The organism is Streptomyces zhihengii (assembly GCF_016919245.1).
Taxonomy (GTDB): Bacteria; Actinomycetota; Actinomycetes; order Streptomycetales; family Streptomycetaceae; genus Streptomyces; species Streptomyces zhihengii.
On the sequence record NZ_JAFEJA010000001.1, the window covers coordinates 5,767,632 to 5,789,787 of the forward strand.

21 protein-coding genes are annotated in these 22,156 nt (G+C 76.4%); 9 read left to right on the forward strand and 12 right to left on the reverse strand.

Annotated elements, in window-relative coordinates; genetic code table 11:
• Positions 1 to 59: 59 nt before the first annotated feature.
• The 3 genes from cobG to JE024_RS24485 are packed head-to-tail and all read left to right on the forward strand — an operon-like array spanning position 60 to position 3,870.
• A complete protein-coding gene (gene cobG / locus JE024_RS24475) occupies positions 60 to 1,628 on the forward strand; it encodes a precorrin-3B synthase (RefSeq protein WP_244883056.1) in 1,569 nt (522 codons plus the stop codon).
• Positions 1,625 to 2,266, forward strand: coding sequence for a precorrin-8X methylmutase (locus JE024_RS24480; RefSeq protein WP_205375644.1), 642 nt, complete (start codon positions 1,625 to 1,627; stop codon positions 2,264 to 2,266). Before cobG ends, JE024_RS24480 begins: the two co-directional genes overlap by 4 nt.
• Positions 2,263 to 3,870, forward strand: coding sequence for a precorrin-2 C(20)-methyltransferase (locus tag JE024_RS24485; protein ID WP_244883057.1), 1,608 nt, complete (start codon positions 2,263 to 2,265; stop codon positions 3,868 to 3,870). The genes JE024_RS24480 and JE024_RS24485 overlap by 4 nt, the downstream gene beginning before the upstream one ends.
• A gap of 125 nt (positions 3,871 to 3,995) precedes the next feature.
• Here JE024_RS24485 and JE024_RS24490 read toward each other — a convergent pair whose 3' ends face one another.
• Positions 3,996 to 4,757 (reverse strand): cobalt-precorrin-6A reductase, encoded by a 762-nt coding sequence (locus JE024_RS24490; protein ID WP_205375645.1) that lies wholly within the window; start codon positions 4,755 to 4,757, stop codon positions 3,996 to 3,998.
• Between the two features lie 11 nt (positions 4,758 to 4,768).
• Between JE024_RS24490 and JE024_RS24495 the strand changes: the two genes are divergently transcribed.
• A complete protein-coding gene (locus JE024_RS24495; RefSeq protein ID WP_205375646.1) occupies positions 4,769 to 5,884 on the forward strand; it encodes a cobalt-precorrin-5B (C(1))-methyltransferase in 1,116 nt (371 codons plus the stop codon).
• 382 nt (positions 5,885 to 6,266) lie between these two features.
• On the opposite strand, the gene cobM is transcribed toward JE024_RS24495, so the two are convergent.
• Positions 6,267 to 7,016: a precorrin-4 C(11)-methyltransferase gene (gene cobM / locus JE024_RS24500; RefSeq protein ID WP_205375647.1), complete on the reverse strand. Its 750-nt coding sequence runs from the start codon at positions 7,014 to 7,016 to the stop codon at positions 6,267 to 6,269.
• Positions 7,013 to 8,263, reverse strand: a complete 1,251-nt coding sequence (gene cbiE / locus JE024_RS24505) for a precorrin-6y C5,15-methyltransferase (decarboxylating) subunit CbiE (protein WP_205375648.1) — start codon at positions 8,261 to 8,263, stop codon at positions 7,013 to 7,015. Before cbiE ends, cobM begins: the two co-directional genes overlap by 4 nt.
• 331 nt (positions 8,264 to 8,594) lie before the next feature.
• Here cbiE and JE024_RS24510 point away from each other — a divergent pair, with 331 nt between their 5' ends.
• Entirely contained in the window at positions 8,595 to 8,846 is a 252-nt protein-coding gene (locus JE024_RS24510) for a DUF2277 domain-containing protein (RefSeq protein ID WP_205375649.1), read from the forward strand.
• Here the strand turns inward: JE024_RS24510 and JE024_RS24515 are convergent.
• From JE024_RS24515 to JE024_RS24530, 4 genes are all read right to left on the reverse strand, one after another.
• Positions 8,806 to 9,441, reverse strand: coding sequence for a DedA family protein (locus tag JE024_RS24515; protein WP_205375650.1), 636 nt, complete (start codon positions 9,439 to 9,441; stop codon positions 8,806 to 8,808). The two genes, JE024_RS24510 and JE024_RS24515, sit on opposite strands and share 41 nt — an antisense overlap.
• A 325-nt stretch (positions 9,442 to 9,766) precedes the next feature.
• Positions 9,767 to 10,225, reverse strand: coding sequence for a DoxX family protein (locus JE024_RS24520; protein WP_205375651.1), 459 nt, complete (start codon positions 10,223 to 10,225; stop codon positions 9,767 to 9,769).
• 272 nt (positions 10,226 to 10,497) lie between these two features.
• Positions 10,498 to 12,189, reverse strand: coding sequence for an alkaline phosphatase D family protein (locus tag JE024_RS24525; protein ID WP_205375652.1), 1,692 nt, complete (start codon positions 12,187 to 12,189; stop codon positions 10,498 to 10,500).
• 151 nt (positions 12,190 to 12,340) lie between these two features.
• The gene (locus tag JE024_RS24530) at positions 12,341 to 12,994 is read right to left on the reverse strand and encodes an HNH endonuclease family protein (protein WP_205375653.1); all 654 of its coding nucleotides are present in this window, start codon (positions 12,992 to 12,994) and stop codon (positions 12,341 to 12,343) included.
• A gap of 198 nt (positions 12,995 to 13,192) precedes the next feature.
• Here JE024_RS24530 and JE024_RS24535 point away from each other — a divergent pair, with 198 nt between their 5' ends.
• Complete coding sequence (locus tag JE024_RS24535) at positions 13,193 to 13,951, forward strand: ABC transporter permease (RefSeq protein WP_205375654.1); 759 nt, start codon at positions 13,193 to 13,195, stop codon at positions 13,949 to 13,951.
• 203 nt (positions 13,952 to 14,154) lie between these two features.
• On the opposite strand, the gene JE024_RS24540 is transcribed toward JE024_RS24535, so the two are convergent.
• Positions 14,155 to 14,817, reverse strand: coding sequence for an HAD-IA family hydrolase (locus JE024_RS24540; RefSeq protein ID WP_205375655.1), 663 nt, complete (start codon positions 14,815 to 14,817; stop codon positions 14,155 to 14,157).
• 145 nt (positions 14,818 to 14,962) lie between these two features.
• Positions 14,963 to 15,565 (reverse strand): peptidoglycan-binding domain-containing protein, encoded by a 603-nt coding sequence (locus tag JE024_RS24545; protein WP_205375656.1) that lies wholly within the window; start codon positions 15,563 to 15,565, stop codon positions 14,963 to 14,965.
• A 793-nt stretch (positions 15,566 to 16,358) separates the two neighbouring features.
• Between JE024_RS24545 and JE024_RS24550 the strand changes: the two genes are divergently transcribed.
• Complete coding sequence (locus JE024_RS24550; protein ID WP_205375657.1) at positions 16,359 to 18,434, forward strand: MDR family MFS transporter; 2,076 nt, start codon at positions 16,359 to 16,361, stop codon at positions 18,432 to 18,434.
• Between the two features lie 170 nt (positions 18,435 to 18,604).
• On the opposite strand, the gene JE024_RS24555 is transcribed toward JE024_RS24550, so the two are convergent.
• Complete coding sequence (locus JE024_RS24555) at positions 18,605 to 19,084, reverse strand: GNAT family N-acetyltransferase (protein ID WP_205375658.1); 480 nt, start codon at positions 19,082 to 19,084, stop codon at positions 18,605 to 18,607.
• A gap of 122 nt (positions 19,085 to 19,206) precedes the next feature.
• Between JE024_RS24555 and JE024_RS24560 the strand changes: the two genes are divergently transcribed.
• Both JE024_RS24560 and JE024_RS24565 read left to right on the forward strand, forming a co-directional pair.
• Positions 19,207 to 19,842 carry a hypothetical protein gene (locus JE024_RS24560; RefSeq protein WP_205375659.1) on the forward strand — a complete coding sequence of 212 codons (636 nt, stop codon included), beginning with the start codon at positions 19,207 to 19,209 and terminating at the stop codon, positions 19,840 to 19,842.
• Positions 19,842 to 20,903, forward strand: coding sequence for a hypothetical protein (locus tag JE024_RS24565; protein WP_205375660.1), 1,062 nt, complete (start codon positions 19,842 to 19,844; stop codon positions 20,901 to 20,903). The genes JE024_RS24560 and JE024_RS24565 overlap by 1 nt, the downstream gene beginning before the upstream one ends.
• A gap of 182 nt (positions 20,904 to 21,085) precedes the next feature.
• Here the strand turns inward: JE024_RS24565 and JE024_RS24570 are convergent, their stop codons facing one another.
• Positions 21,086 to 21,439 (reverse strand): antibiotic biosynthesis monooxygenase family protein, encoded by a 354-nt coding sequence (locus JE024_RS24570; RefSeq protein ID WP_205375661.1) that lies wholly within the window; start codon positions 21,437 to 21,439, stop codon positions 21,086 to 21,088.
• A 27-nt stretch (positions 21,440 to 21,466) separates the two neighbouring features.
• Entirely contained in the window at positions 21,467 to 22,141 is a 675-nt protein-coding gene (locus JE024_RS24575) for an O-methyltransferase (protein ID WP_205375662.1), read from the reverse strand.
• Between the last annotated feature and the right edge of the window lie 15 nt (positions 22,142 to 22,156).

Sequence of the window (22,156 nt, forward strand, 5' to 3'; positions counted from 1 at the left end):
AAGGGCCGTCACCCTGCCGTGAGGAGGTGGCTTGTGTGATGGTCGGTATGCTCGCCGCCATGCCTCCGACCCCCGCCAACCGCCCGGACCGGGACGAATCTCCCGTCCGGGACCGCGGTGACGCCTGCCCCGGCGCGCTGCGGCTGCACACCGCGGACGACGGTGCGCTGGCGCGTGTCCGCGTCCCGGCGGGTCTCCTCGACGCGCGCCAGGCGTACGCCCTCGCGGACGCGGCGGAACGCCTCGGCGACGGGGCGCTCGACATCACCTCGCGCGGCAACCTCCAGCTCCGCGGCCTCGACCCGGTGTGCGCAGGGGAGTTGGCGGAGCTGCTGGACGCCGCGGACCTGCTGCCCGCGCCCGCCCACGAGCGCATCCGCAACGTGGTCGCCTCCCCGCTGTCCGGCCTCGACGGCCGGGGGCACCTCGATGTGCGGCCGCTGGTACGGGAGCTGGACACCCTGCTGTGCGCCGCCGCCCGCGCCACGGCGCTCTCCGGCCGCTTCCTGTTCGCCCTCGACGACGGCCGCGGGGACATGGCGGAGCTCGCCGCGGATGTGATGTTGCTCGCAGAGGCCGGAGACGGGGCGACGGGGGCGCCCGTGACGGGTGGCGCGGGTGCGCCCGGTGCGCCCGGTGGGCCTGGCGCGCCCGGGCGGGCCCGGGTGCGGGTCGTCGCCGGCGAGGCGCGGGTGCGGGTGCGGCCCGAGGACGCGGCGCGGATGCTGCTGCTGGCGGCGGAGGCCTTCCTCGACGCCGCCGACGCGAGCGGCGCCCGCCCCTGGCGGGTCCGTGAACTCCCCCCGGAACACGCCCTGTCCACCCGCGACCTCCTGCGCCGGGCCGCCGCCGCGGACCTGCCCGCGGAGCCCGCGCCGGAGCCGCCCGCGGTACCCGCGGGCCCCGGCCCCGCCGAGCCCCCCGCCCCCGGGGCGCACGCCCGCGACGGGGCGGATGCGGCCGTGTGCGCCGGGGTGGTGCTCGGGCGGATGAGCGCCGCGCAGGTGCGGAGCCTCGCGCGGGTCGCGGGGCGGCACGGGACGGGGGAACTGCGCGTCACCCCCTGGCGTTCCGTGGTGCTCCCGGGCGTCGCGGCCGCCCACCTGCCCGAACTCGCCGCCGCCGGCCTCGTGACCGGCGCCGGGTCCCCCTGGCACGGTGTCAGCGCCTGCACCGGACGCCCCGGCTGCGGGAAGGCGCTCGCGGACGTCCGCGCCGACGCCACCGCGCTCGCCGACGCCACCGCGCTCGCCGCCGCCGGCGCGGGCGGGACCCCCGTGCACTGGTCCGGCTGCGGACGCCGCTGCGGCCACCCGCACGGCGCCCATGTCGACCTCGTCGCGACCGGCGAGGGGCGGTACACGCTCGCCGTCGTGCCCGCGAACCGCCCTGCCGCCCAGGCTGTTCCCGCGACGGAGGCCGCGACCGCGTCCGCGACCGAGGCCGTTCCCGAGGCCCCGCCCGGGGCCGTGCCCGCGAACGTGAACGCGACCGCGACCGCCCACGGCACCGGCACTGGTGCGGACCACCCCGTACGCCACGACCTGGACGTCCCCGAGCTCGCCGGCGCCCTCGCCGCGGCGCGCGGCGGGCGGCCCCTCCACCACCGACCCGCTACGACGAAGTGAGCGAGAGCACAGTGTTCGACTACGAGAAGGACGGCGCGGAGATCTACCGCCAGTCCTTTGCCACGATCCGGGCCGAGGCGGACCTCGCGGGGCTGCCCGCCGAGGTGTCGCAGGTCGCGGTCCGCATGATCCACGCCTGCGGGATGGTCGACCTCGTCCGCGACCTCGCGTACAGCCCCGGGGTCGTGCTCCGCGCCCGCGAGGCGCTGCGCGCCGGCGCCCCCGTGCTGTGCGACGCGCAGATGGTCGCCAGCGGGATCACCCGCAAGCGGCTGCCCGCCGACAACGACGTGGTCTGCACGCTCTCCGACCCGTCGGTGCCCGCCCTCGCGGAGAAGCTCGGCACCACCCGTTCCGCCGCCGCGCTGGAACTGTGGCGCGACCGGCTCGAAGGCTCCGTCGTCGCCGTCGGCAACGCGCCCACCGCGCTGTTCCGGCTGCTGGAGATGATCGCGGAGGGCGCCCCGCGTCCCGCTGCCGTCATCGGGGCGCCCGTCGGATTCATCGGCGCCGCCGAGTCCAAGGACGCGCTGGCCGGCTCCCCGCTCGGCCTGGAGCACCTGGTGGTCCGGGGCCGTCGCGGCGGCAGCGCCATGGCCGCCGCCGCCGTCAACGCGATCGCGAGCGAGTCGGAATGAGCGAGCACGCCGCCACGAGCGCGAACACGACCACGGGCGCCGACCCCGCCCCGGGCGCGGAGACGACCCCGGGCGAGCAGGCCACCCCGGCCGGGCACCCCGCCCCGGGCGCGACCCCCGCCACCGGCCGGCTGTACGGGGTCGGGCTCGGCCCGGGCGACCCGGAGCTGATGACCCTGCGCGCCGCGCGGATCATCGCCGAGGCCGATGTGATCGCGTACCACTGCGCCCGGCACGGACGGTCCATCGCCCGTTCGATCGCCGCCCCGCACCTGCGCCCCGAGCACATCGAGGAGCGCCTGATGTACCCGATCACCGTGGAGACCACCGACCACCCGGGCGGATACCGGGGCGCGCTCGACGACTTCTACGAGGAGGCCGCCGCCCGTCTCGCCGCCCACCTCGACGCCGGGCGCACCGTCGCCGTGCTCGCCGAGGGCGACCCGTTCTTCTACGGCTCCTACCAGCACATGCACAAGCGGCTCGCGCACCGCTACCCGACCGAGGTGGTCCCCGGGGTCACCTCGATCAGCGCCGCCGCCGCCCGTCTGGGCACCCCGCTGTGCGAGGCGGAGGAGGTGCTCACCGTCATACCCGGCACCCTGCCGGAGGACGAACTCACCGCCCGGCTCGCCGCGACCGACTCCGCCGTCGTCATGAAGCTCGGCCGCACCTTCCCCGCGGTGCGCCGCGCCATGGAGACGTCCGGCCGGCTGGACGAGGCCCGTTACGTCGAGCGCGCCACCATGAGCGGTGAGCGCACCGGGCGCCTCGCCGACATCGACCCGGAGTCGGTGCCCTACTTCTCGGTCGCCGTCGTCCCCAGCCGGACCGCCACCCCGCCCCCCGCCCCGGAGGGCGGCGAGGTCGTGGTGGTCGGCACCGGCCCGGCCGGCCCGCTGTGGCTCACTCCGGAGACCCGGCGCGCGCTCGCCGACGCCGACGAACTCGTCGGCTACACCACCTACCTGGACCGGGTGCCCCACCGGCCCGGCCAGATCCGGCACGGCTCGGACAACAAGGTCGAGTCCGAGCGCGCCGAGTTCGCCCTCGACCTCGCCCGCCGCGGACGGCGCGTCGCGGTCGTCTCCGGCGGCGACCCCGGGGTCTTCGCCATGGCCACCGCCGTCCTCGAAGTGGCCTCGCAGGACGCGTACCGTGACGTGCCCGTCCGGGTGCTGCCGGGCGTCACCGCGGCCAACGCGGCGGCGGCGAGGGCCGGTGCGCCGCTCGGCCACGACTACGCCGTGCTCTCGCTCTCCGACCGGCTCAAGCCGTGGGAGGTGATCGCGGAACGGCTGCGGGCCGCGGCCGCCGCCGACCTCGTGCTCGCGCTCTACAACCCGGGCTCGCGCAGCCGCACCTGGCAGGTCGGCAAGGCCCGTGAACTGCTCCTGGAGCACCGCGCCCCCGACACCCCCGTGGTGCTCGGCCGGGACGTCGGCGGGCCGGAGGAGAGCGTCCGGATCGTGCGCCTCGGCGAACTCGACCCGGACCAGGTCGACATGCGGACGATCCTGCTGGTCGGCTCCTCGCAGACCCGGGCGGTGCGGCGGGGCGACGGCCACGAGATCGTGTGGACGCCGCGCCGCTATCCCGAGTAGCGAGGCCGCGCGCGCCGGTGACCGGGGCGGACGCTGCCCCGGGGCCTGCGCCCCGGCTCCGGCAGGACGGCCGCTGACCGGCGCCCGGGAGGCCGGCCCCTGACCGGCGTCCGAACGGCCGGCCGCTAGCCGGCGCCCGGGCGGGTGGCGTGTGCGGTGTCCAGCCAGGCGGCCGCCTCCTCGGGGCCGGCCGCCACCGCCACCCCCCGCGGCACCGGCGGGCGGCGCACCACGACGACGGGGATCCCCGCCTCGCGGGCGGCCGCCAGCTTGGGCGCGGTCGCCGCGCCGCCGCTGTCCTTGGTGACGAGCACGTCGATCCGGTGCCGCCGCAGCAGTTCCCGCTCGCCGTCGAGGGTGAACGGGCCCCGGTCGAGCAGCACCTCGGCCCGCGGCGGGCACGGGCCGTCGGGCGCGTCGACGGAGCGGACGAGGAACCAGGCGTCGTCGACGTGCGCGAACGCGGCGAGGCCCATGCGCCCCGTCGTCAGGAACACCCGGCGGCCGAGCGCGCGGGCCGCGCCGGCGGCCTCGGCCAGGGAGCCGACCGGGTGCCAGTCGTCGCCCGGTACCGGTGCCCATCCCGGGCGGCGCAGCGCCAGCAGGGGAACATGGGCCCCGGCGGCGGCCTCGGCCGCGTGGAAACTGATCGTTCCGGCGAAAGGATGGGTGGCGTCGATGACCGCGTCCACCGCGTGCTCGCGCAGCCAGCGCTCCAGGCCCCCGGCGCCGCCGAAGCCGCCGATCCGGACCTCGCCCGGCGGCGTCCGGGGAGCGGCCACCCGCCCGGCGAGGCTGCTGGTGACCCGCAGCCCGCGGGCGTGCAGCAGCTCCGCCAGCAGGCGGCCCTCGGTCGTCCCGCCGAGGATCAGTACGTGGGTCGGCATGGGGGTCCTTCATGACTGAGTCGGGCGGCGGGCGTGAGGCCCAACTCAAGCACACCGGTCTGCGGCCCGGATGGACGACCGGGGCCTGCGCCACGGCGGCCACGACCGCCGCGTACACGGCACTGCTGACCGGGGACTTCCCCGATCCGGTGACCATCACCCTGCCCAAGGGGCAGACCCCGTCCTTCGCCCTCGCCGTCGAGAGCCTGGAAGCCGCCTCGGCCACCGCCGGGATCGTGAAGGACGCCGGCGACGACCCGGACGTCACCCACGGCGCGCTGGTCCGCGCCACCGTGCGGGTGCTGCCCGCCGGGTCCGGCGTCGTCTTCCGCGCGGGGCCCGGCGTGGGCACGGTCACCCGGCCCGGACTGCCGCTCGACGTGGGGGAGCCGGCGATCAACCCGGTGCCGCGGCAGATGATGCGCGACCACGTCGCCCTGGTGGCCGCGCGCCACGGCGGGACGGGGGACGTGGAGATCACCGTGTCCGTCGACGACGGGGAGGAGATCGCCCGCTCCACCTGGAACCCGCGGCTCGGCATCCTCGGCGGGCTGTCCGTCCTCGGGACGACGGGGATCGTGGTGCCCTACTCGTGCTCGGCGTGGATCGACTCCATCCGGCGCGGGGTGGACGTGGCCCGGGCGGCGGGGCGCACCCATGTCGCCGGGTGCACAGGCTCGACGTCGGAGAAGACCGTGGTCTCCGTGTACGGCCTGCCCGAGGACGCGCTCCTCGACATGGGGGACTTCGCGGGGGCGGTGCTCAAGTACGTGCGCCGGCACCCGGTCGAACGCCTCACCGTCTGCGGCGGGTTCGCCAAGCTGTCCAAGCTCGCGGCGGGCCACTTGGACCTCCACTCGGCGCGCTCCCAGGTGGACAAGGGGTTCCTGGCGGAGCTGGCCCGGACGGGCGGGGCGGACGCGGCGCTCGTCGCGGAGATCGCCGCGGCGAACACGGGGCTGGCGGCGCTGCGCCTCTGCGAGGCGGCCGGTGTCCCGCTGGGCGACCTCGTCGCCACCGCCGCGCGGGACGAGGCCCTCGGGGTGCTCCGCGGGGCGCCGGTCGCGGTGGACGTGATCTGCGTGGACCGGGCCGGGGTGGTCGTCGGGCGCTCCGGGGTGGCGTAGCGCCCCGCGCGGGGCGTGGCGGGGCGCCGGGACGCGGGCTGCCGGGGGTGCGGGCCCGGGGCCGCCGCCCGCCGCGCGCCCCGCTCCGCGCGGGTGTCCTGCAAGCTCCCCCTACGGCCTGGCGTCCGTGGGCGGTGCCCCCAGGACGGGCGGGATTCTCCAGCCCGTCCGGCGATCGAGGACACGGCCGGAGGCCGTGCCCGGGCCACCAGCCCGCGCCGGGGCCGCGGGCTGGGTCGGCTACCTCCGGGGCCGCGGGCTGGGCGGGCTACCTCCGGGGCCGCGGGCTGGGCGGGCTACCTCCGGGGCCGCGGCCTGGGCGGGCTACCTCCGGGCCCGCAGCCTGGGCCGGCCCCCTCCGGGATCCGGCGCCCGCGGCGCCTCAGCACACGTGGCGGTCGCGTTCCGGTGAGTACAGGTGGCTGTCGCGGAACTGGGTCGCCGCCAGTGTGCGCCCGACGAGGATGACCGCCGTGCGCACCACGCCCGCCGCCTTCACCTGGGGCGCGATGTCCTCCAGGGTGCCGCGCAGGACCAGTTCGTCGGGGCGGCTGGCCATCGCGACGACCGCCGCGGGGCAGTCGGCGCCGTAGTGGGGGAGCAGTTCGGCGACGACGCGGTCGACGTAGCGGGCGGCCAGGTGCAGCACGAGCAGCGCCCCGCTGCGCCCCAGCGTCGCGAGGTCCTCGCCCTTTGGCATGGGCGTCGCCTGCTGGGCGATGCGCGTGAGGATGACCGTCTGGCCGACCGTCGGCACGGTCAGCTCCCGCTTCAGCGCGGCCGCCGCCGCGGCGAACGCGGGCACGCCGGGGACCACTTCGTACGGCACCCCCGCCGCGTCGAGGCGGCGCATCTGCTCGGCGACGGCGCTGAAGACCGACGGGTCGCCGGAGTGCAGCCGGGCCACGTCGTGGCCCTCCTCGTGGGCGCGGACGAGTTCGGCCGTGATGGCGTCCAGGTCGAGCCGGGCGGTGTCGACGAGGCGGGCGTCCGGCGGGCACTCGGCGAGGAGTTCGGTCGGCACCAGGGAGCCCGCGTACAGGCAGACCCCGCACGACGCCAGCGTCCGCGCGCCGCGGACGGTGATGAGGTCGGCGGCTCCGGGGCCCGCACCGATGAAGTACACGGTCATGACATCTCTCCAGACTTGGTGACGGACCACTGGGTGACGGGCATCGCCTGGCGCCAGCCCGTGAAGCCGCCGACGGGGACGGCGTGCGCGACGGCGAGCCGGACCAGTTCGCCGCCGTGGGCGCGGTACCGCTCGGCGAGCAGCGCCTCGGACTCCAGGGTGACCGTGTTGGCGACCAGACGGCCGCCCGCCGGCAGCGCCTCCCAGCAGGCGTCGAGCAGGCCGGGGGCGGTGAGCCCGCCGCCGATGAACACCGCGTCGGGGCGCGGGAGTCCGGCGAGCGCGGCGGGGGCGGCGCCGGTGACGACGCGCAGCGCGGGGACGCCGAGGGCGTCGGCGTTGCGGGCGATGCGCGCGGCGCGGACCGGGTCGCGTTCCACGGTGACGGCGCGGCAGTCGCGGTGGGCGCGCATCCATTCCGCCGCGACGGACCCGGAGCCGCCGCCGACGTCCCACAGCAGTTCCCCGGGGGCGGGGGCGAGCGCGGCGAGCGTCGCGGCGCGGACATGGCGCTTGGTGAGCTGGCCGTCGTGTTCGTACGCCTCGTCGGGGAGCCCGGGGACCGCACCGAGCCGGGGCGTGTCCGGGGCCCGGCGGCAGTCGAGCGCGACGACGTTCAGCGGGTCGCCCGGCGGCTCGTCCCAGGTGCCGGCGACCCCGTCGACGAGACGTTCTGCGTCCGCGCCGAGCTGTTCGAGCACGCGAACGCGGCTGAGGCCCCAGCCGCGTTCGCGCAGCAGGCCGGCCACCTCGGCGGGGGTGTCCGCACCGGCGCTCAGGACGAGCACCCGCCGGCCGTCGTGGAGCGCCGCCGCGAGCCGGGCGGCGGGGCGGCCGACGAGGGACACGACCTCGGTGTCCTCGACCGGCCAGCCGAGACGGGCGCAGGCGTGGGAGACGGACGAGGGGTGCGGCAGCACCCGCAGGGCGCCGTCGCCGAGGGTCTCGGTGAGCGCGCGGCCGATGCCGTAGTACATGGGGTCGCCGCTGGCGAGGACGGCGATCCGGCGTCCGGCGTGCTCGGCGAGGAGCGCCGGGACGGCGGGGCGCAGCGGGCTGGGCCAGCGCACCCGCAGACCGGTGCAGGTGCCGGGCAGCAGATCGAGCTGCCGGGGCCCGCCGATGAGGACTTCGGCGCCCCGGAGGGCGTCGTGGGCGGCGGGGGAGAGGCCGGGCCAGCCGTCGGCCCCGATCCCGACGACGGTGACGGCTGGTGCGCGGTGGGCCGGGGGCGGTGCGGGCGTCACGGAGTCGGGTACCTCGGGTGGGCGGGGAGGGGTCGGTGCCGCACTCTACTCGGGCGCCCCGGAGAGCTTCGATGCCGGTCGGGGCCGGGGCTCCGGGCCCGTGGGCCCCGCGCGCCGGGGCGCCGGTGGGCGTCCGCGCCGTGGTGCCGGTGGGCCCGCGCGCCGGGGGCGCCGGTGGGGCTCGCTCGGGGCGGGGGCGCTGCCTCCGCGCGGGCAGGTGGCCGCCGCACGGCCTGCGGCCGTGTCCTCCGTCTCCCCCTGCGGCCTGGCGGCCGCGGGCGGTGCCCCCAGGAGCGGGCCGAAAGGGCGCGCCACGCGGCACACTGGACGCATGTGCCGCAGCATCAAGACTCTCCGTCCGCCCGTGCTCCCCGAGGAGGCCACCGAGGAGGACATGCACGCAGCCGCCCTGCAGTACGTGCGCAAGGTGTCCGGCTTCCGGGCGCCCGCCGCGCACAACAAGGAGGTGTTCGACCGGGCCGTCGCCGAGATCACCGAGGCCACCCAGCGTCTGCTGGACGGTCTGGAGGTGCGGGGCGCCGCTACGCGGCAGGCCGCCCGGACCGCTCCGGACGCCGCATGACGTAGGCGGCGAGCAGCCCGGCCCCGAACAGCGCGAGCACGGAGACGGCCGCGCCGATCCAGCTCGCGCCGAGCCACTGGCCGCCGAACCAGCCGAGGCCGACGCTGTAACCGGCCCAGATCAGGCCGGCCAGCGCCGACCAGGGCAGGAACTCCTTGATCTTGCGCTGGGCCGCGCCCGCGCCCAGGGACACCACGGAGCGTCCCGCGGGGGCGAAGCGGGCGACGACGACGAGCGCGCCGCCGCCCCGGCCGAGCGCGATGCCGAGACGTTCCTGTGCGCGGGTCAGGCGGCGCGAGCGGGCGATGGCCCGGTCGAAGCGGGCACCGCCGCGCCGGGCGAGCCGGTAGGCGAAGAGGTCGCCGAGCACGGAGGCGGTCGCCGCGCACAGCAGCAGCACCAGCAGGGAGGGCACCTCCCGCTGCACGCCGCCGGCGGAGACGCCCGCGGTGGAGCCGGCGGCGGCCGCGGTCGCCGCGGTGATGACCAGGACGCCGCTGGGCAGGACGGGCAGGAAGACGTCGAGCAGGACGGACAGGGCCACGACGGCGTAGATCCAGGGACTGCCGGTCAGCGGCCCGAGACTCTCCAGCACGTTGGCTCTCCCGGCCCGGCCCCCCGGCCGCTCGACGACACGGCCGCCGTGCCGTGGTGGGGGCGGCAGGTCGGCTCGACAGCTGTACAGCGTACGCGGGGGACGGGACGCGGAGATCCGCAGGGGGCGGGATGTCGTACGGCACGCGAATGCGGAGGACAGGTATGCGAACGGCCCCGCTCCGGGCGCCCTTGGGGGACAAGGGGGATCCGTGCGGCGGCCGTCTCCGGGCGGCCGATGCGGAATGTCCGGCGCGGCGCCCGCACGTCCGGCGCGACGCCCGGCCCTGCGGAGGGGCCGGGCGTACGCGGGGTGTCCGGGCGGCTCAGGCCGTGACGGGGGCCCGTTCGGCGCGGGCCGTGGCGTCGGCGGTCCGGGCGGCCAACAGGCCGTCGAGCGCGAAGGCGCCGGGGCCGGTGAAGACCAGGAGCAGGAACGCCCAGCAGAACATCGCGGACGCCTCGCCCCCGTTGGTCAGCGGGAACAGCGATTCGGGCTGGTGGACGACGAAGTAGGCGTACGCCATCGAGCCGGAGGCGAGGAACGCGGCGCTGCGGGTGCCGAGGCCGAGCATGACCAGGCCGCCGGCGGCGAGCTGTATCACCGCCGCGTACCAGCCGGGCCAGGTGCCGATGTCGACGGTGCCGCCGTTCCGGCCGCCGAGCACGCCGAAGAGGGAGGCGGCGCCGTGGCAGGCGAACAGCAGGCCGACGACGGCGCGGAAGAGGCCGAGTGCGTAGGGCTGGGCCCGGTGCAGGGGGCCGGACGGGGAGGGAACGTGCATGGGGGGACTCCTTCGGCAGTGGGGGACGGTACCGACGGGGAGTCACAGGGTAGGGGCCCCTGCTTATGCTTGCAACTTCAACAATAAAGTTCCAGAACAATGCCCACGTCCGACGGGGTGGGGTGGGGTAGGGGGGTGCCCCGCCCGGCCCCCGTTGGTCAACTCCCCTCCGTCGGGCCGTGGTCGGGCGTGCTCCTCAACTCCCGTCCGTCGGAACGCTGTCGGGCACGCCCGTCAACTCCCGTTCGTCGGGCTACGGTCGGGCGCGTCCCTCAACTCCCGTCCGTCAGGCTGCGGTCGAGCACGCCCGTCAGCCGTGCCCCCGCGCGGTCGGTCCCCCGGCGCCCCCGCTTCGCGTCCGACGTGGCGCGCTCCAGGCGCAGCCGCGCCGTGCGTCCCCGCAGCGTCAGCGTCATGAGCTGGTTGCCGAACCACGGCCCGCCCGCGCGCTCCCAGCGGACCGCCGGACGCGCCACCCGCCCGTGCCGGGCGAGGAGATGGCCGATGCCCTTGGCGAACCGGCTCCAGCCGAAACGGAATCCGGCCCTTATGGCCGCCGGCACCGAGTTGTGCAGCGGGGAGCAGGTGAGCTGGAAGACACGGGAGCGCGGCTGCTGCCCTGCGGGCCACACGGGCTCCGCGACGTACGCGTGGTGCACGTCGCCGGAGAGCACGCACACCGTCGCGGGGGCGGCCTCGCCCCTGCCCACCTCGGCGACCGTGTCCGTCAGCCGCCCGAACGACGCGGTGAACGCCGCCCAGTGCTCCAGGTCCGCCCGCCGGCGCAGCCACTCGCCGAACCGGGCCCATCGCGGCCCGCGTTCGCCCCGGCAGAGCGCCGCGTGCCAGCCCTCCGCGAAGTGGACCATCGGCGGCAGCAGCCACGGGAGCGAGGTCCCGACCAGCAGATGGTCGACGCCGCCGGGGTCGTCGAAGGCCTGCGTCCGCAGCCAGGCGGCCTCCTCGGCGTCCAGCATCGACCGGTGCTGCTCCTCCAGCACCCGCGCGGCCCGGGTGTCGACCATCAGCAGCCGGGTGCGGCCGAAGTCCCTGCGGTAGCTCCAGCGCACCGACGCCGGGTCGGCGTCGGCGCGTTCGGCGAAGGCGCGCAGCACCTCCGTCCCGTCCTCGGCCGCCAGCACCGCCGCGTACAGCGGGTCCTCCGCGAGTTCGGCGGGGGAGAGGTTCCCGAGGTGCTGGTAGACCCAGTACGACATCAGGCCGCCGGTGATCCGCTCGTGCCACCAGGACGTCGCCCGCATGTCGGCCACCCAGGCCGCGCTGGTGTTCCAGTCGTCGATGACGTCGTGGTCGTCGAAGATCATGCAGCTGGGCACGGTGGAGAGCAGCCAGCGCAGCTCGGGGTCGCCCCAGGACTCGTCGTAGAGGTGGGTGTACTCGGCGTAGTCGGCGACCTGGTCGGGCGGGGCGGTGGCGCCGGTGCCCGCGCGGCTCCGGTGCCGGGCGATCCACTCGCGGGTGCCGGCGGAGGTCTCGTCGGCGTACACCTGGTCGCCGAGGAGCAGGAGGACGTCCGGCCGTTCGGCCCCCGGGTCGCCGGCGAGCCGGGCGGCGAGGGTGTCGAGGACGTCCGGGCCCACCGGGTCCTCGCCCATGGCCGGCGCCGCCCACCGGCACGAGCCGAAGGCGACCACCGCGCCCGTCGCGGGGACCGGCGGTGTGTGGATGGTGCTGGGCGGCAGCGTCGAGTCCGCGAGGGGCCACACCCGCTCGCCGTCGAGCAGCACCTCGTACGCGGTCGCGGTCCCCGGGGCCAGCCCCGTCACCACCACCAGCGCGTAGTGGTGGCCGGCGACGCGGAACGTCGCCGCCGATCCCCCGGCGCCGCCGGCGCAGCGGACCTCCGCCGTGCACGCCCGGTCGGTCTCGACCCACACCGTCGCGCTCGTGCCCGATTCCCAGTCCACGTGCCGCAGGAGCGGTCCCAGCCTCAGGCCGGCCATGGCGAGTCCCCTTCCGGCGCCCCGCACGGTACGGGGCGGCCGCTCCACGGTACGGAACGACGGCGCGAAGGGCGCTGTTCCGCACGCGGCGGGGTACGCCCGTGCGCCGCCCCGCGCGCCCCCGGCCCCGGGAGCGCGCGGCCGCGGTGGGTCAGCAGCCGTTCAGGATCGACTGGAGCGCGCTCTTCTCCGCGGAGTCCACCTTGAGGTTCCAGTAGTACTTCGTGTGCACCCACATCCGGGCGTACACGCAGCGGTACGAGGTCACCGACGGCAGCCACTCGGCCGGGTCCTGGTCGCCCTTGGCCTGGTTGACGTTGTCGGTGACGGCTATGAGCTGCGGACGGGTCAGGTCGTTGGCGAACTGCTGGCGCTTGGCGGTGGTCCAGGAGTTCGCGCCGGAACGCCAGGCCTCGGCCAGCGGGACGACGTGGTCGATGTCGACGTCGGACGCGGCGGACCAGGTGGCGCCGTCGTAGGGGGAGAACCAGCTTCCGCTGGTGGCGGCACAGCTGGAGTCCGTCTGGACGTTGGAGCCGTCGCGCTTGAGGACGGTCTCGCGGGTGTTGCAGGCGCCCGACTGCGTGATCCAGTGCGGGAACAGGTCGCGGCTGTAGCCGGAGGTGGAGCCCTCGGTGGCGACGGTCAACTGGCTCAGGTAGCTGCGGGCGGTGGAGGCGCTGACGGGGGTGGGCGGGGCGGCCTGTGCGGCGGGGGCGGTGGCCAGCAGGCCGGTGGCCGCGAGCGCGGACGCGGCGAGGGCCACGGCGGTGCGGCGGAGGTGACGCGCGTAGATGCGAGACATGCGAACTCCTCGAGGTGGGGGGAACCTGACCTCCCCGCACGCCGTCCGGCGCGGGAGATGCCCGTCGGGGGCGTGGCCATGCTGGCGGCGCCAGGTTGCGCGGGGATGGGCGCCAGGTAACAGGGTGACGACATGGGCACGTCACATCAAGGGTTCTGACGGGACACCACGAACCCTTCACCGGCGTAGGGTTGCCGCGTGCTGCTGCCGGTCAACCTCACACTCGGGGCCGTACTGGCGGTCCTGCTCGCCGCCGCCGCCACGGTCGCGGCCGTCGCCCACCTCGGACGCTCCCGCCGGATCGCCGTCGCGGGAGTGCGCGCGGCGGTCCAACTCGCCGCCGTCTCCCTGGTGATCGGGCTGGTCGTCGAGTCGCTCCCGCTGCTCCTCGGCTTCCTGTTCCTGATGTACGCCGTCGCCGTGCGCACCGCCGGCCGCCGCGTCACCCCCAACGGCACCTGGTGGTGGGCCGCCCTCCCCATCGCCGCGGGTGTGGTCCCCGTCGTCGCCGCCCTGCTGCTGACCGGGCTCGTCCCGGTGAAGGGCATCGCGCTGGTCCCCGTCACCGGCATCCTGATCGGCGGCGCGCTCACCGCGACCGTGCTCGGCGGCCGGCGCGCGCTCGACGAACTGGCGCAGCGCCGCGGCGAGGTCGAGGCCGGCCTCGCCCTCGGGCTGCCGGACCGCGACGCCCGGATGGAGGTGGCCAGGGAGCCCGCGTCGGACGCCCTGCTGCCCGGTCTCGACCAGACCAGGACCGTCGGGCTCGTCACCCTCCCGGGCGCGTTCGTCGGCATGCTGCTCGGCGGCGCCTCGCCCGTCGAGGCGGGCGCGGTGCAGCTCTTCGTCCTGGTGGCCCTGATGGCGGTGCAGGCGGTGGCGGTGGCGGTGGTGCTGGAACTCGTCGCCCGCGGCAGGCTCCACCGGGACGGTACGGAGCCCGCCGCCGGAGGCTAGCGCCGGGCCGGGAGCCGCCGCCCCCCGTGCGGGCGCCGCGCGGTGTGGCGCCGTCCGCCAGGGCGCCGTCGTGCCCCGCGGCCGGGTGCCGCCGCCCGCCGCGCCCGGCCGCCGGCCCGCCCGGCCCCGGACAGGCGAACGGCTCCCCGCGGGGGCAGCCGCGGGGAGCCGTACGGAGGTGGTGGGGAGGTGTCCCCTCGCGCCTAGGCGGCGCGCAGTTCGAGGGTGCCGTCCGCGTGGGCGGTCAGGCGCAGGCCGTCCAGGTCCGTGACGTGCAGGTCGGGGGCGAACGCGGCGGCGCGGGGGCCCACGCCGACCACGCGCATCCCGGCCGCGCGGGCCGCCGCGATGCCCGCCTCGGAGTCCTCGAAGGCGACGCAGTCGGCCGGGGCGTACCCGAGCTCGGCGGCGCCCTTGAGGAAGCCCTCCGGGTCCGGCTTGCTGGCGCCCACGCTCTCGGCGGTGACCCGCACCGCCGGCATGGGCAGACCGGCCGCGTTCATCCGGGCGGTGGCGAGGGCGGCGTCCGCCGAGGTCACCAGCGCGTGCGGCAGCCCGGCGACGGCCGCCATGAAGGCGGGGGCGCCGCCGACGGGCACGACGCCCTCGACGTCGGCGGTCTCCTGGGCGAGGAGCTCCCGGTTGTCGGCGTGGTTCTGCTCGGCGGGGCGGTCCGGGAGCAGGATCGCCATCGTGGCGTGGCCCTGCCGGCCGTGGACGACCTTCAGCACCTCGACGGGGTCGAGCCCCTGCCGCAGCGCCCACGCCCGCCAGCAGCGTTCCACCACCGCGTCGGAGTTGACGATGGTGCCGTCCATGTCGAGAAGGACGGCCCGGGCGGTGAGAACGGGCGGGGTGGCCTGCATCGGTGGGGCTCCAGAGGCGCGGGGCGGGGCGGAAGACAAACAAGCGGCCCCGCCCGCCGGTCAGGGAGTACGGGCGGAACCACTTTGTTTCTTCACGATACAAAAAGAGGGCCGTCCGCGCCACCCCGCCCCCGTGAAGCGCCCGCTACCGCCGGCGCGGCTCCCTCGTCTCCTCCTCCAGCGCGCGCCGGGTCTGCGGCCCGTAGACGCCGAGCGGATCGCCCTTGATGCCGCGGTCCCACTGGAAGATCTTGACCGAGTTCACCAGCTTCGCGTCGAAGACGCCGTCGGTCTGCCAGTCCCGCGAGTAGAGCCAGATCTCCTGGAGCCGCAGCTGCAGTTCCCGCACCTCGGAACCGCTGTCGCCCATCCGCAGCGTGCCCTGGCCGTTCTCCGGGGGCTCCTGCGACACCGTGCCGGTGGCCGTCGCCGTCGGCACGGGCGGCGGCGGGGCCGCGGGCGCGCTGGTGGCCGGGGCGGACCGGGACGCCGACGCGGAGGCCGACGGCGAGGCGGAGGCGGACGCGGAGGGCGAGGGCTTCGCCGTCCGGGACGGCGAGGCCGAGGGCGAGCCGGTCGGCGACGGCGGCTCCAGCGGGGCGTCCGGGCCCACGTCGAGGCTCGGAGCGGTCTCCCGGTCCGGCATGGACACCCGGTCCCGGTCCCTGCCCTCGTCCCCGTCGAACAGCCCGGAGGCGTAGGCCGCCGTGCCCGCCACCGCGAGGGCGGCGACCGCGGCGAGCGCCACGGCCCCCGCCGCCGGGACCGCCGGGGCGCGCGGCCCGCCGCCGGGGCGGCCGCGGAGCCCGTGAGCGGCGGCAGCTCCTGGGTGCCGTCGCGCGGGGCGGCCGCCGGGTGCGGCACCTCGTCGGGCAGCGGGGCGGCGACCGGGCGGAGCACGGCGGTCGGATGGTCGCCCTGCTCCCCGCCGGTCCCGTACGGACCCTGACCGTGCGGCCCGGCCCCGTGCGGCGGGTGCCCGTCGTACCCGTGCCGCTGTCCGTGCGCCCCGGGGGTGTGCGGCCCCTGCGGCCCCTGCCCGTGCGGTCCGGAGCCGTGCGGTGCGTACGGGCCGGGCGCGCCCGTGCCCGGACCGGCCGGATCCGGGGCGTGCGGGCCGTCGTCGGAGGAGTCGAGCGCCTCCAGCGTGACGTAGGGGCGGATGCGCAGCGGATCGAAGTCCTCCGCGGCCGCCATCTCCTCCGCCGTGGTGCGTCCCCGGCCCGGGCGGGCCGGCGGAACGGCCCCGTGGACGCCGCCCCCCGCGGCGCCCGCGCAGGTGCAGGCGATACCCGTGCCGCCGGCCGCGGCCCGCGGTCTGCCGCACTCCTGGCATGTGTTTCCGGTCATGGCCGGTCCCCTCCCCTTGGAATGCCGCAAATTATGCAGCGTGCATGTGACCCACCCCACGGCAGCACCCGTATCGCGGCGGTTTCCGGCCGGGACGCCCCCGGGCGCCCCGGGACCGCTCGGCAGGCCATAAGCGGTCGCACCCACCACGATGGATGGGAAGCGCATCCCAGGAGCGCAAAGGAGACGGTATGGCCCAGGACGTCAGCTCCGCACCGGCACCGCCGGCCCCCGGCGAAGGACACAGCCGGCGGGCCGTACTCGTCGCCATCGGCGCCCTGCTGCTGGGCATGCTGCTCGCCGCGCTCGACCAGACGATCGTCGCCACCGCGCTGCCGACGATCGTCAGCGAACTCGGCGGCATGGACCACCTCTCCTGGGTGGTGACCGCCTACCTGCTGGCGTCCACCGCGGCGACCCCGCTGTGGGGCAAACTCGGCGACCAGTACGGGCGCAAGAAGCTCTTCCAGGCCGCCATCGTCATCTTCCTCATCGGCTCCGCCCTGTGCGGCATGGCGCAGAACATGCCGCAGCTCATCGGCTTCCGCGCCCTCCAGGGCCTCGGCGGCGGCGGTCTGATGGTGCTGTCCATGGCGATCGTCGGCGACCTCGTACCGCCCCGCGAACGCGGCCGCTACCAGGGCCTGTTCGGTGCCGTGTTCGGCGCGACCAGTGTGCTCGGGCCGCTGCTCGGCGGCTTCTTCACCGAGCACCTCAACTGGCGCTGGGTGTTCTACATCAACCTGCCCATCGGCGTCGTGGCCCTGCTCGTCATCGCCGCGGTCCTCCACATCCCCGTCCGGTCCCAGCGGCACACCATCGACTACCTCGGCACGTTCCTCATCGCCTCCGTCGCCACCTGCCTGGTCCTCGTCGCCTCGCTCGGCGGCACGACCTGGGCCTGGGGCTCGCCGCAGATCATCGGCCTGGCCCTGCTGGGCGCGGTGCTGCTGGTCGCCTTCGTCGCCGTCGAGCGCCGGGCGGCCGAGCCGGTGCTGCCGCTGAAGCTCTTCCGGATCCGCACCTTCTCGCTCGTCGCCGTCATCAGCTTCATCATCGGCTTCGCCATGTTCGGCGCGATGACCTACCTGCCGACGTTCCTCCAGGTCGTGCGCGACGTGTCGCCGACGATGTCCGGCGTCCACATGCTGCCGATGGTGTTCGGCATGCTGCTCACCTCCACCCTGTCCGGGCAGCTCGTCAGCCGGACGGGGCGCTGGAAGGTGTTCCCGATCGCGGGCACCGCCGTCACCGCGATCGGCCTCCTCCTGCTCCACCTGCTGACCGAGAACAGCTCCGACTGGCAGCTCAGCCTCTGCTTCCTGGTCTTCGGCGCCGGACTCGGCCTGGTCATGCAGGTCCTGGTGCTCGTCGTGCAGAACGCGGTCAGCTACGAGGATCTGGGCGTGGCCACCTCGGGGGCGACGTTCTTCCGCTCCATCGGCGCCTCCTTCGGCGTCGCGATCTTCGGCACCGTCTTCACCAACCGCCTGGAGACCAAGCTCACCGACGCCCTCGCGGGCCAGCAGGTGCCACCGGGCGCGGACGCCTCCGCACTGGCCGCCGACCCCCGGGCCATCGCCGAACTGCCGGCCGAGCTGCGGCCGTCCGTCCTGCACGCCTACGCGACGTCCATCACGGACGTCTTCCTGTACGCGGTGCCGGTCGTCGTCCTCGCCTTCGTGGTCGCCTGGTTCCTCAAGGAGGACAAGCTGCGCGGCTCGGTCACCGCGCCCGACACCAGCCAGACCCTGGCCTCCAACCCGGTCGAGCGCTCCTCGCACGACGAGGTCGCGCGCGCCCTGTCCGTCCTCGGCTCCCGCGACGGCCGCAAGCGGATCTACGAGAAGATCACCGCGCGCGCCGGGTACGACGACATGCTCCCGGCGGCCGGCTGGCTGCTGCTGCGCATCCGGCGCCACGGTGTCGTCGAACCGGCCCGCCTCGCCGAGCAGACCCCCGTGCCGCTGCGCGCCGTTACCGAGGCCGCCCGGCAGATCGAGGGCCGCGGGCTGGCCCGGCGCGAGGGGCTCGACCTGATGCTCACCGACGAGGGGGCCCTGGCCGCCGCCCGGCTCTCGGACGCCCGGGAGGAGTCCCTCGCGGAGCTGCTCGGCGACTGGTGGGGACCCGACCGGCCCACCGACCTGATCCAGCTCGTGCGCGAACTCAACGCCGAACTCTGCGGCTCCGACGCGGAGGGCCCGCACGACCACGTCCGCCAGGACCACGAGCGCCCCGCCGTCGAGTACCCCCACCGGGGCTGAGCCCTGCGCACCGCCCCGGCCACGGGCACCTGACGCCGGGGCGGGCACCGGTACCGGCACCGCCACGGACGCCTGACGCCGCGGCGGGCACCGGCACCGCCCCGGCCACGGGCACCTGACGCCGCAGCGGGCACCGGTACGGTCACCGGCCGCCTCGGGACCGGGGCGGCCTACAGCTCCTTGCCGTACCAGATCTCCATGTACGGCCCCGTGCAGTACGCAGGGATCTCGGCGTACCCGTGGCGCACGTACAGCGACCGGGCCGGCACCAGGTCGAGCCGGGTGTTGAGGACCATCCGGCGGGCGCCGAGGCCGCGTGCCTGCCGCTCCAGGCACTCCAGCAGCAGCCGGGCGCCGTCGCGGCCCCGGAAGCCCGGCCGGACGAACACCCGGGTGAGCTCCGCCCGGCCGCCGTCCAGCAGCAGGACCCCGCCGCAGGCGGCGGGCTCGCCCCCGTGGCGGCCCACGACGAACCGCCCGGTGGGCGCGGCGAGGCGCGCCGCGCCGTCGTCCGTGAGCCCCTCGTCGATCTCGGCCTCCGTGGCGGGCCGCCGCCAGTAACTGCCCGCGACGTCCCCGTAGTAGGCGCGCCGCAGGGCGGTCGCGTCGGCGGTGTCGAAGGGTTCGGGGGCGAAGGTCCACTGGCTCATGGGACGTGCCTACCTCGCGACGCGCCGGTTTGGCACGCGAATTAGGGGCAATCCGCAGTGACGAGCGCTCGTGCACACCGTTACGGAAGGCCACCAGAAAGAGACGGACCAGGAAGGCAGACATGTCAGCCCTGACGACAGTTCTCATCATCGCCGCGGTCGTCGCCGTGGCAGTGGCCGCCGGAGCCCTGCTGTACCCGCGCATGGGCCGAGGCGGCGGAACACGATCCCTGCGGAAGCGTTTCGGTCCCGAGTACGAGCGGACCCTCGCCCGGCACGACGGCGACGCCGCCGCCGCCGACCGCGAGCTGAAGGAGCGCGTCGACCGGTACGGCGGCTTCACGCCGCTGCCGCTGGAGCCGAAGGTCCGCGAGGAGTACACCGCCCAGTGGACGACGCTCCAGGAGCGCTTCGTCGACGCGCCGGGTCAGGCCGTCGCCGACGCCGAGCACCTGCTGGCGAGGATCGCCGAGACCCGGGGCTACCCCGGCGCCGACCGCCACGAGGAGCAGACCGCGGCGCTCTCGGTGCACCACCCGCACCATGTCGACGGCTTCCGTGAGGCGCGCCGCGCCGCGCACAGCCAGTCGGCGTCCACGGAGGAGCTGCGCGAGGCGATGCTCCACGCGCGTGCCCTCTTCGAGGAGCTGACGGACGGCCGCGCCGCGGCCTCGCCCGCCCGCCAGGGGCAGCGCGCACCGAAGGACACCCCGATGCGCCGCCCGAACGTCCTCAAGCCGAAGGGGAGTGGCGCCTGATGAACCGCCGCGACGACCAGCCGGAGAAGCAGCCCGTCACCCCCGCGACGGGGGACACCGTCCCGGAGCAGCGCGCCGCGGGGACCACGGCCCCCTCGGGCCGAGTCCCGGGCCCGCGACCGGCCGACGCGATGCTCGCGTCCGGCCCGCCGCCCGCCCCGCCGGCCCCCGGCGCCCCGGGCCGCCCGGCCGACGCGTCGGCCACCGGCCGCCCCGGCACGGGTGCTCCCGACGGGTACGGCACCGCGTCCGCCCCCGGCGCGGGTCGCCCCGGGGCCGCGGCCGACCCGGACCGGTACGGACAGGCGTCCGCGTCCGACCGCCCCGGCACGGGTGGCCGTGACGGGTACGGCACCGCCACCGCCTCTGCCTCCGACCGCCCCGGCACCGCGTCCGCCTCCGGCACGGACCGCCACGGCGCCGCGGCCGACCCGGACCGGTACGGGCCCGTGTCCGCCGGTGGTGCGGCAGCGGCCGCCGGTACGCCGAGGGGCGGCCGGGCGGCCGACCCTCGGACGACCGGGCACGGCACGGAAAGGGCCGCCGGCCACACACCCGCGGCACCGGTGGCGGCCACGCCGCTCGCCGAGTCGCCGCTGTCCGCCCCTCCGCCCGGAGACCCCGGTGCCACGGGCAGGAGCGGGGGGCACACCCCCGCGACCCCCGCCGCGCCGCGCGGGCAGGAGCCGGCGGTGACCACGGGAGGGGCCGAACGCGCCGACCTCGCCGCGCGGGCGGGCCACGCGGAGCACGCGGGGACGCAGCACGGCACCCGGCACACCACCCTGCTCGCCGACGGCGAGCGGGAGCGCCTCGACGAGCGGCTGCACCACGCGCTCGCCCACTTCGTGGACGAGCCGCGCGGGTCCGTCGAGGAGGCGGACGCGGTGCTCGACGAGGCGGGCAAGCAGCTCGTCGCCTCGCTGGAGGAGCGCCGGCGCACTCTGCGGGCCGGCTGGCAGCGCGACCCGGAGGCGGCCGACCGGGCCGACGACACCGAGGAGCTGCGCCAGACGCTGCGCCACTACCGGGAGGTCACCCAGCGTCTGCTGGGGGCGTGAGGACCTCCGCCGCGGGCGGTGCGGGCGCGCCCGGCCCCCCGGGTCCGGCGCGGGCACGCGCCTCGCCCGCGCCGGACCGGGCGCGACACGCCGCTGCCTCGGGCCGGCCCCCGCGATACGGGGGCCGGCCCGAGGCAGCGGCGTCGCCGGGACGGGACCGCCCGCCCCGGCGGAAGCCCCGCTCAGGCGGACTTCGGCGCCGCCTGCTGGACCACCTCGAAGGACCAGAGCGTCGAGGCGGAGGCGGCGGGCCTGGGCCGCTCGCCGCCCGCTTCGCCGCCCTGACCGCCGGGGCCGCCCTGACCGCCCTGGTGGGCGGCCTTCATCGGGCCCTCCATCCACGCCTGGAAGGCGGCCTCGTCACGCCAGCGGGTGTAGACGAGGTACTGGTCGGTGCCCTCCACGGGGCGCAGCAGCTCGAACCACTCGAAGCCGTCGGACGACTCCACGGCCCCGGCCCGCGAGGAGAACCGCTTCTCCAGCGTCTCCCGCTGCTCGGCCGGGACGCTCAGCACATTGATCTTCACGATGCTCATGCCGCCCATCCTGCCGCAGCGGGCCCGTCACCCGACGACGCGGGCCACCAGCAGACCGTCCCAGCCCTTCACGCCCACGGTCTGGACGGCGGTGGCGTCCAGCCGGGGCTCGTTCGCGACGAGTTCGAACATCTCCCTGGTCCCCGTGACCGCCGGGTCCCCGCTCGACGCGTCCGTCACGGCGCCGCCGCGCACGACGTTGTCCACGACGATCAGGCTGCCCGGACGGGTCAGCCGCAGCGCCCACTCCACGTAGCGCGGGTTGTTGACCTTGTCCGCGTCGACGAAGACCAGGTCGAACGGGCCCGCGCCGGGCTCCTTCTCGATGCGCGGCAGCAGGTCGAGCGCGGCCCCGGTGCGCACCTCGGCCACCGCGCCCAGCCCCGCGTGCTCCAGATTCGCGCGGGCGACGTCCGCGTGCGCCGGGTCGAACTCCAGCGAGATCAGCCGGCCGTTCTCCGGCAGGGCGCGCGCCAGCCAGATCGCCGAATAGCCGCCGAGCGTACCGATCTCCAGGATCCGCCGCGCACCCATCACCCGGGCCAGCAGATGCAGGAACTTGCCCTGGTTGGGGGCCACCGCGATCGGCGGCAGCCCGGCCGCCGCGCTCGCCGCGAGGGCCGCGTCGAGCGCCTCGTCCGCGGGCGCCAGCAGTTCGGTGACGTACTGGTCGACCGCGTTCCACCTGTCCTGAGTCGTCATGCGCCCAACCTATTT

Bases quoted from the DNA above. Each gene is read 5' to 3' on its own strand.
- cobG (WP_244883056.1), top strand. From the start codon at position 60: ATGCCTCCGACCCCCGCCAACCGCCCGGACCGGGACGAATCTCCCGTC.
- JE024_RS24485 (WP_244883057.1), top strand. From the start codon at position 2,263: ATGAGCGAGCACGCCGCCACGAGCGCGAACACGACCACGGGCGCCGAC.
- JE024_RS24490 (WP_205375645.1), bottom strand. From the start codon at position 4,757: ATGCCGACCCACGTACTGATCCTCGGCGGGACGACCGAGGGCCGCCTG.
- JE024_RS24495 (WP_205375646.1), top strand. From the start codon at position 4,769: ATGACTGAGTCGGGCGGCGGGCGTGAGGCCCAACTCAAGCACACCGGT.
- cobM (WP_205375647.1), bottom strand. From the start codon at position 7,016: ATGACCGTGTACTTCATCGGTGCGGGCCCCGGAGCCGCCGACCTCATC.
- JE024_RS24510 (WP_205375649.1), top strand. From the start codon at position 8,595: ATGTGCCGCAGCATCAAGACTCTCCGTCCGCCCGTGCTCCCCGAGGAG.
- JE024_RS24520 (WP_205375651.1), bottom strand. From the start codon at position 10,225: ATGCACGTTCCCTCCCCGTCCGGCCCCCTGCACCGGGCCCAGCCCTAC.
- JE024_RS24525 (WP_205375652.1), bottom strand. From the start codon at position 12,189: ATGGCCGGCCTGAGGCTGGGACCGCTCCTGCGGCACGTGGACTGGGAA.
- JE024_RS24530 (WP_205375653.1), bottom strand. From the start codon at position 12,994: ATGTCTCGCATCTACGCGCGTCACCTCCGCCGCACCGCCGTGGCCCTC.
- JE024_RS24540 (WP_205375655.1), bottom strand. From the start codon at position 14,817: ATGCAGGCCACCCCGCCCGTTCTCACCGCCCGGGCCGTCCTTCTCGAC.
- JE024_RS24550 (WP_205375657.1), top strand. From the start codon at position 16,359: ATGGCCCAGGACGTCAGCTCCGCACCGGCACCGCCGGCCCCCGGCGAA.
- JE024_RS24555 (WP_205375658.1), bottom strand. From the start codon at position 19,084: ATGAGCCAGTGGACCTTCGCCCCCGAACCCTTCGACACCGCCGACGCG.
- JE024_RS24560 (WP_205375659.1), top strand. From the start codon at position 19,207: ATGTCAGCCCTGACGACAGTTCTCATCATCGCCGCGGTCGTCGCCGTG.
- JE024_RS24565 (WP_205375660.1), top strand. From the start codon at position 19,842: ATGAACCGCCGCGACGACCAGCCGGAGAAGCAGCCCGTCACCCCCGCG.
- JE024_RS24570 (WP_205375661.1), bottom strand. From the start codon at position 21,439: ATGAGCATCGTGAAGATCAATGTGCTGAGCGTCCCGGCCGAGCAGCGG.
- JE024_RS24575 (WP_205375662.1), bottom strand. From the start codon at position 22,141: ATGACGACTCAGGACAGGTGGAACGCGGTCGACCAGTACGTCACCGAA.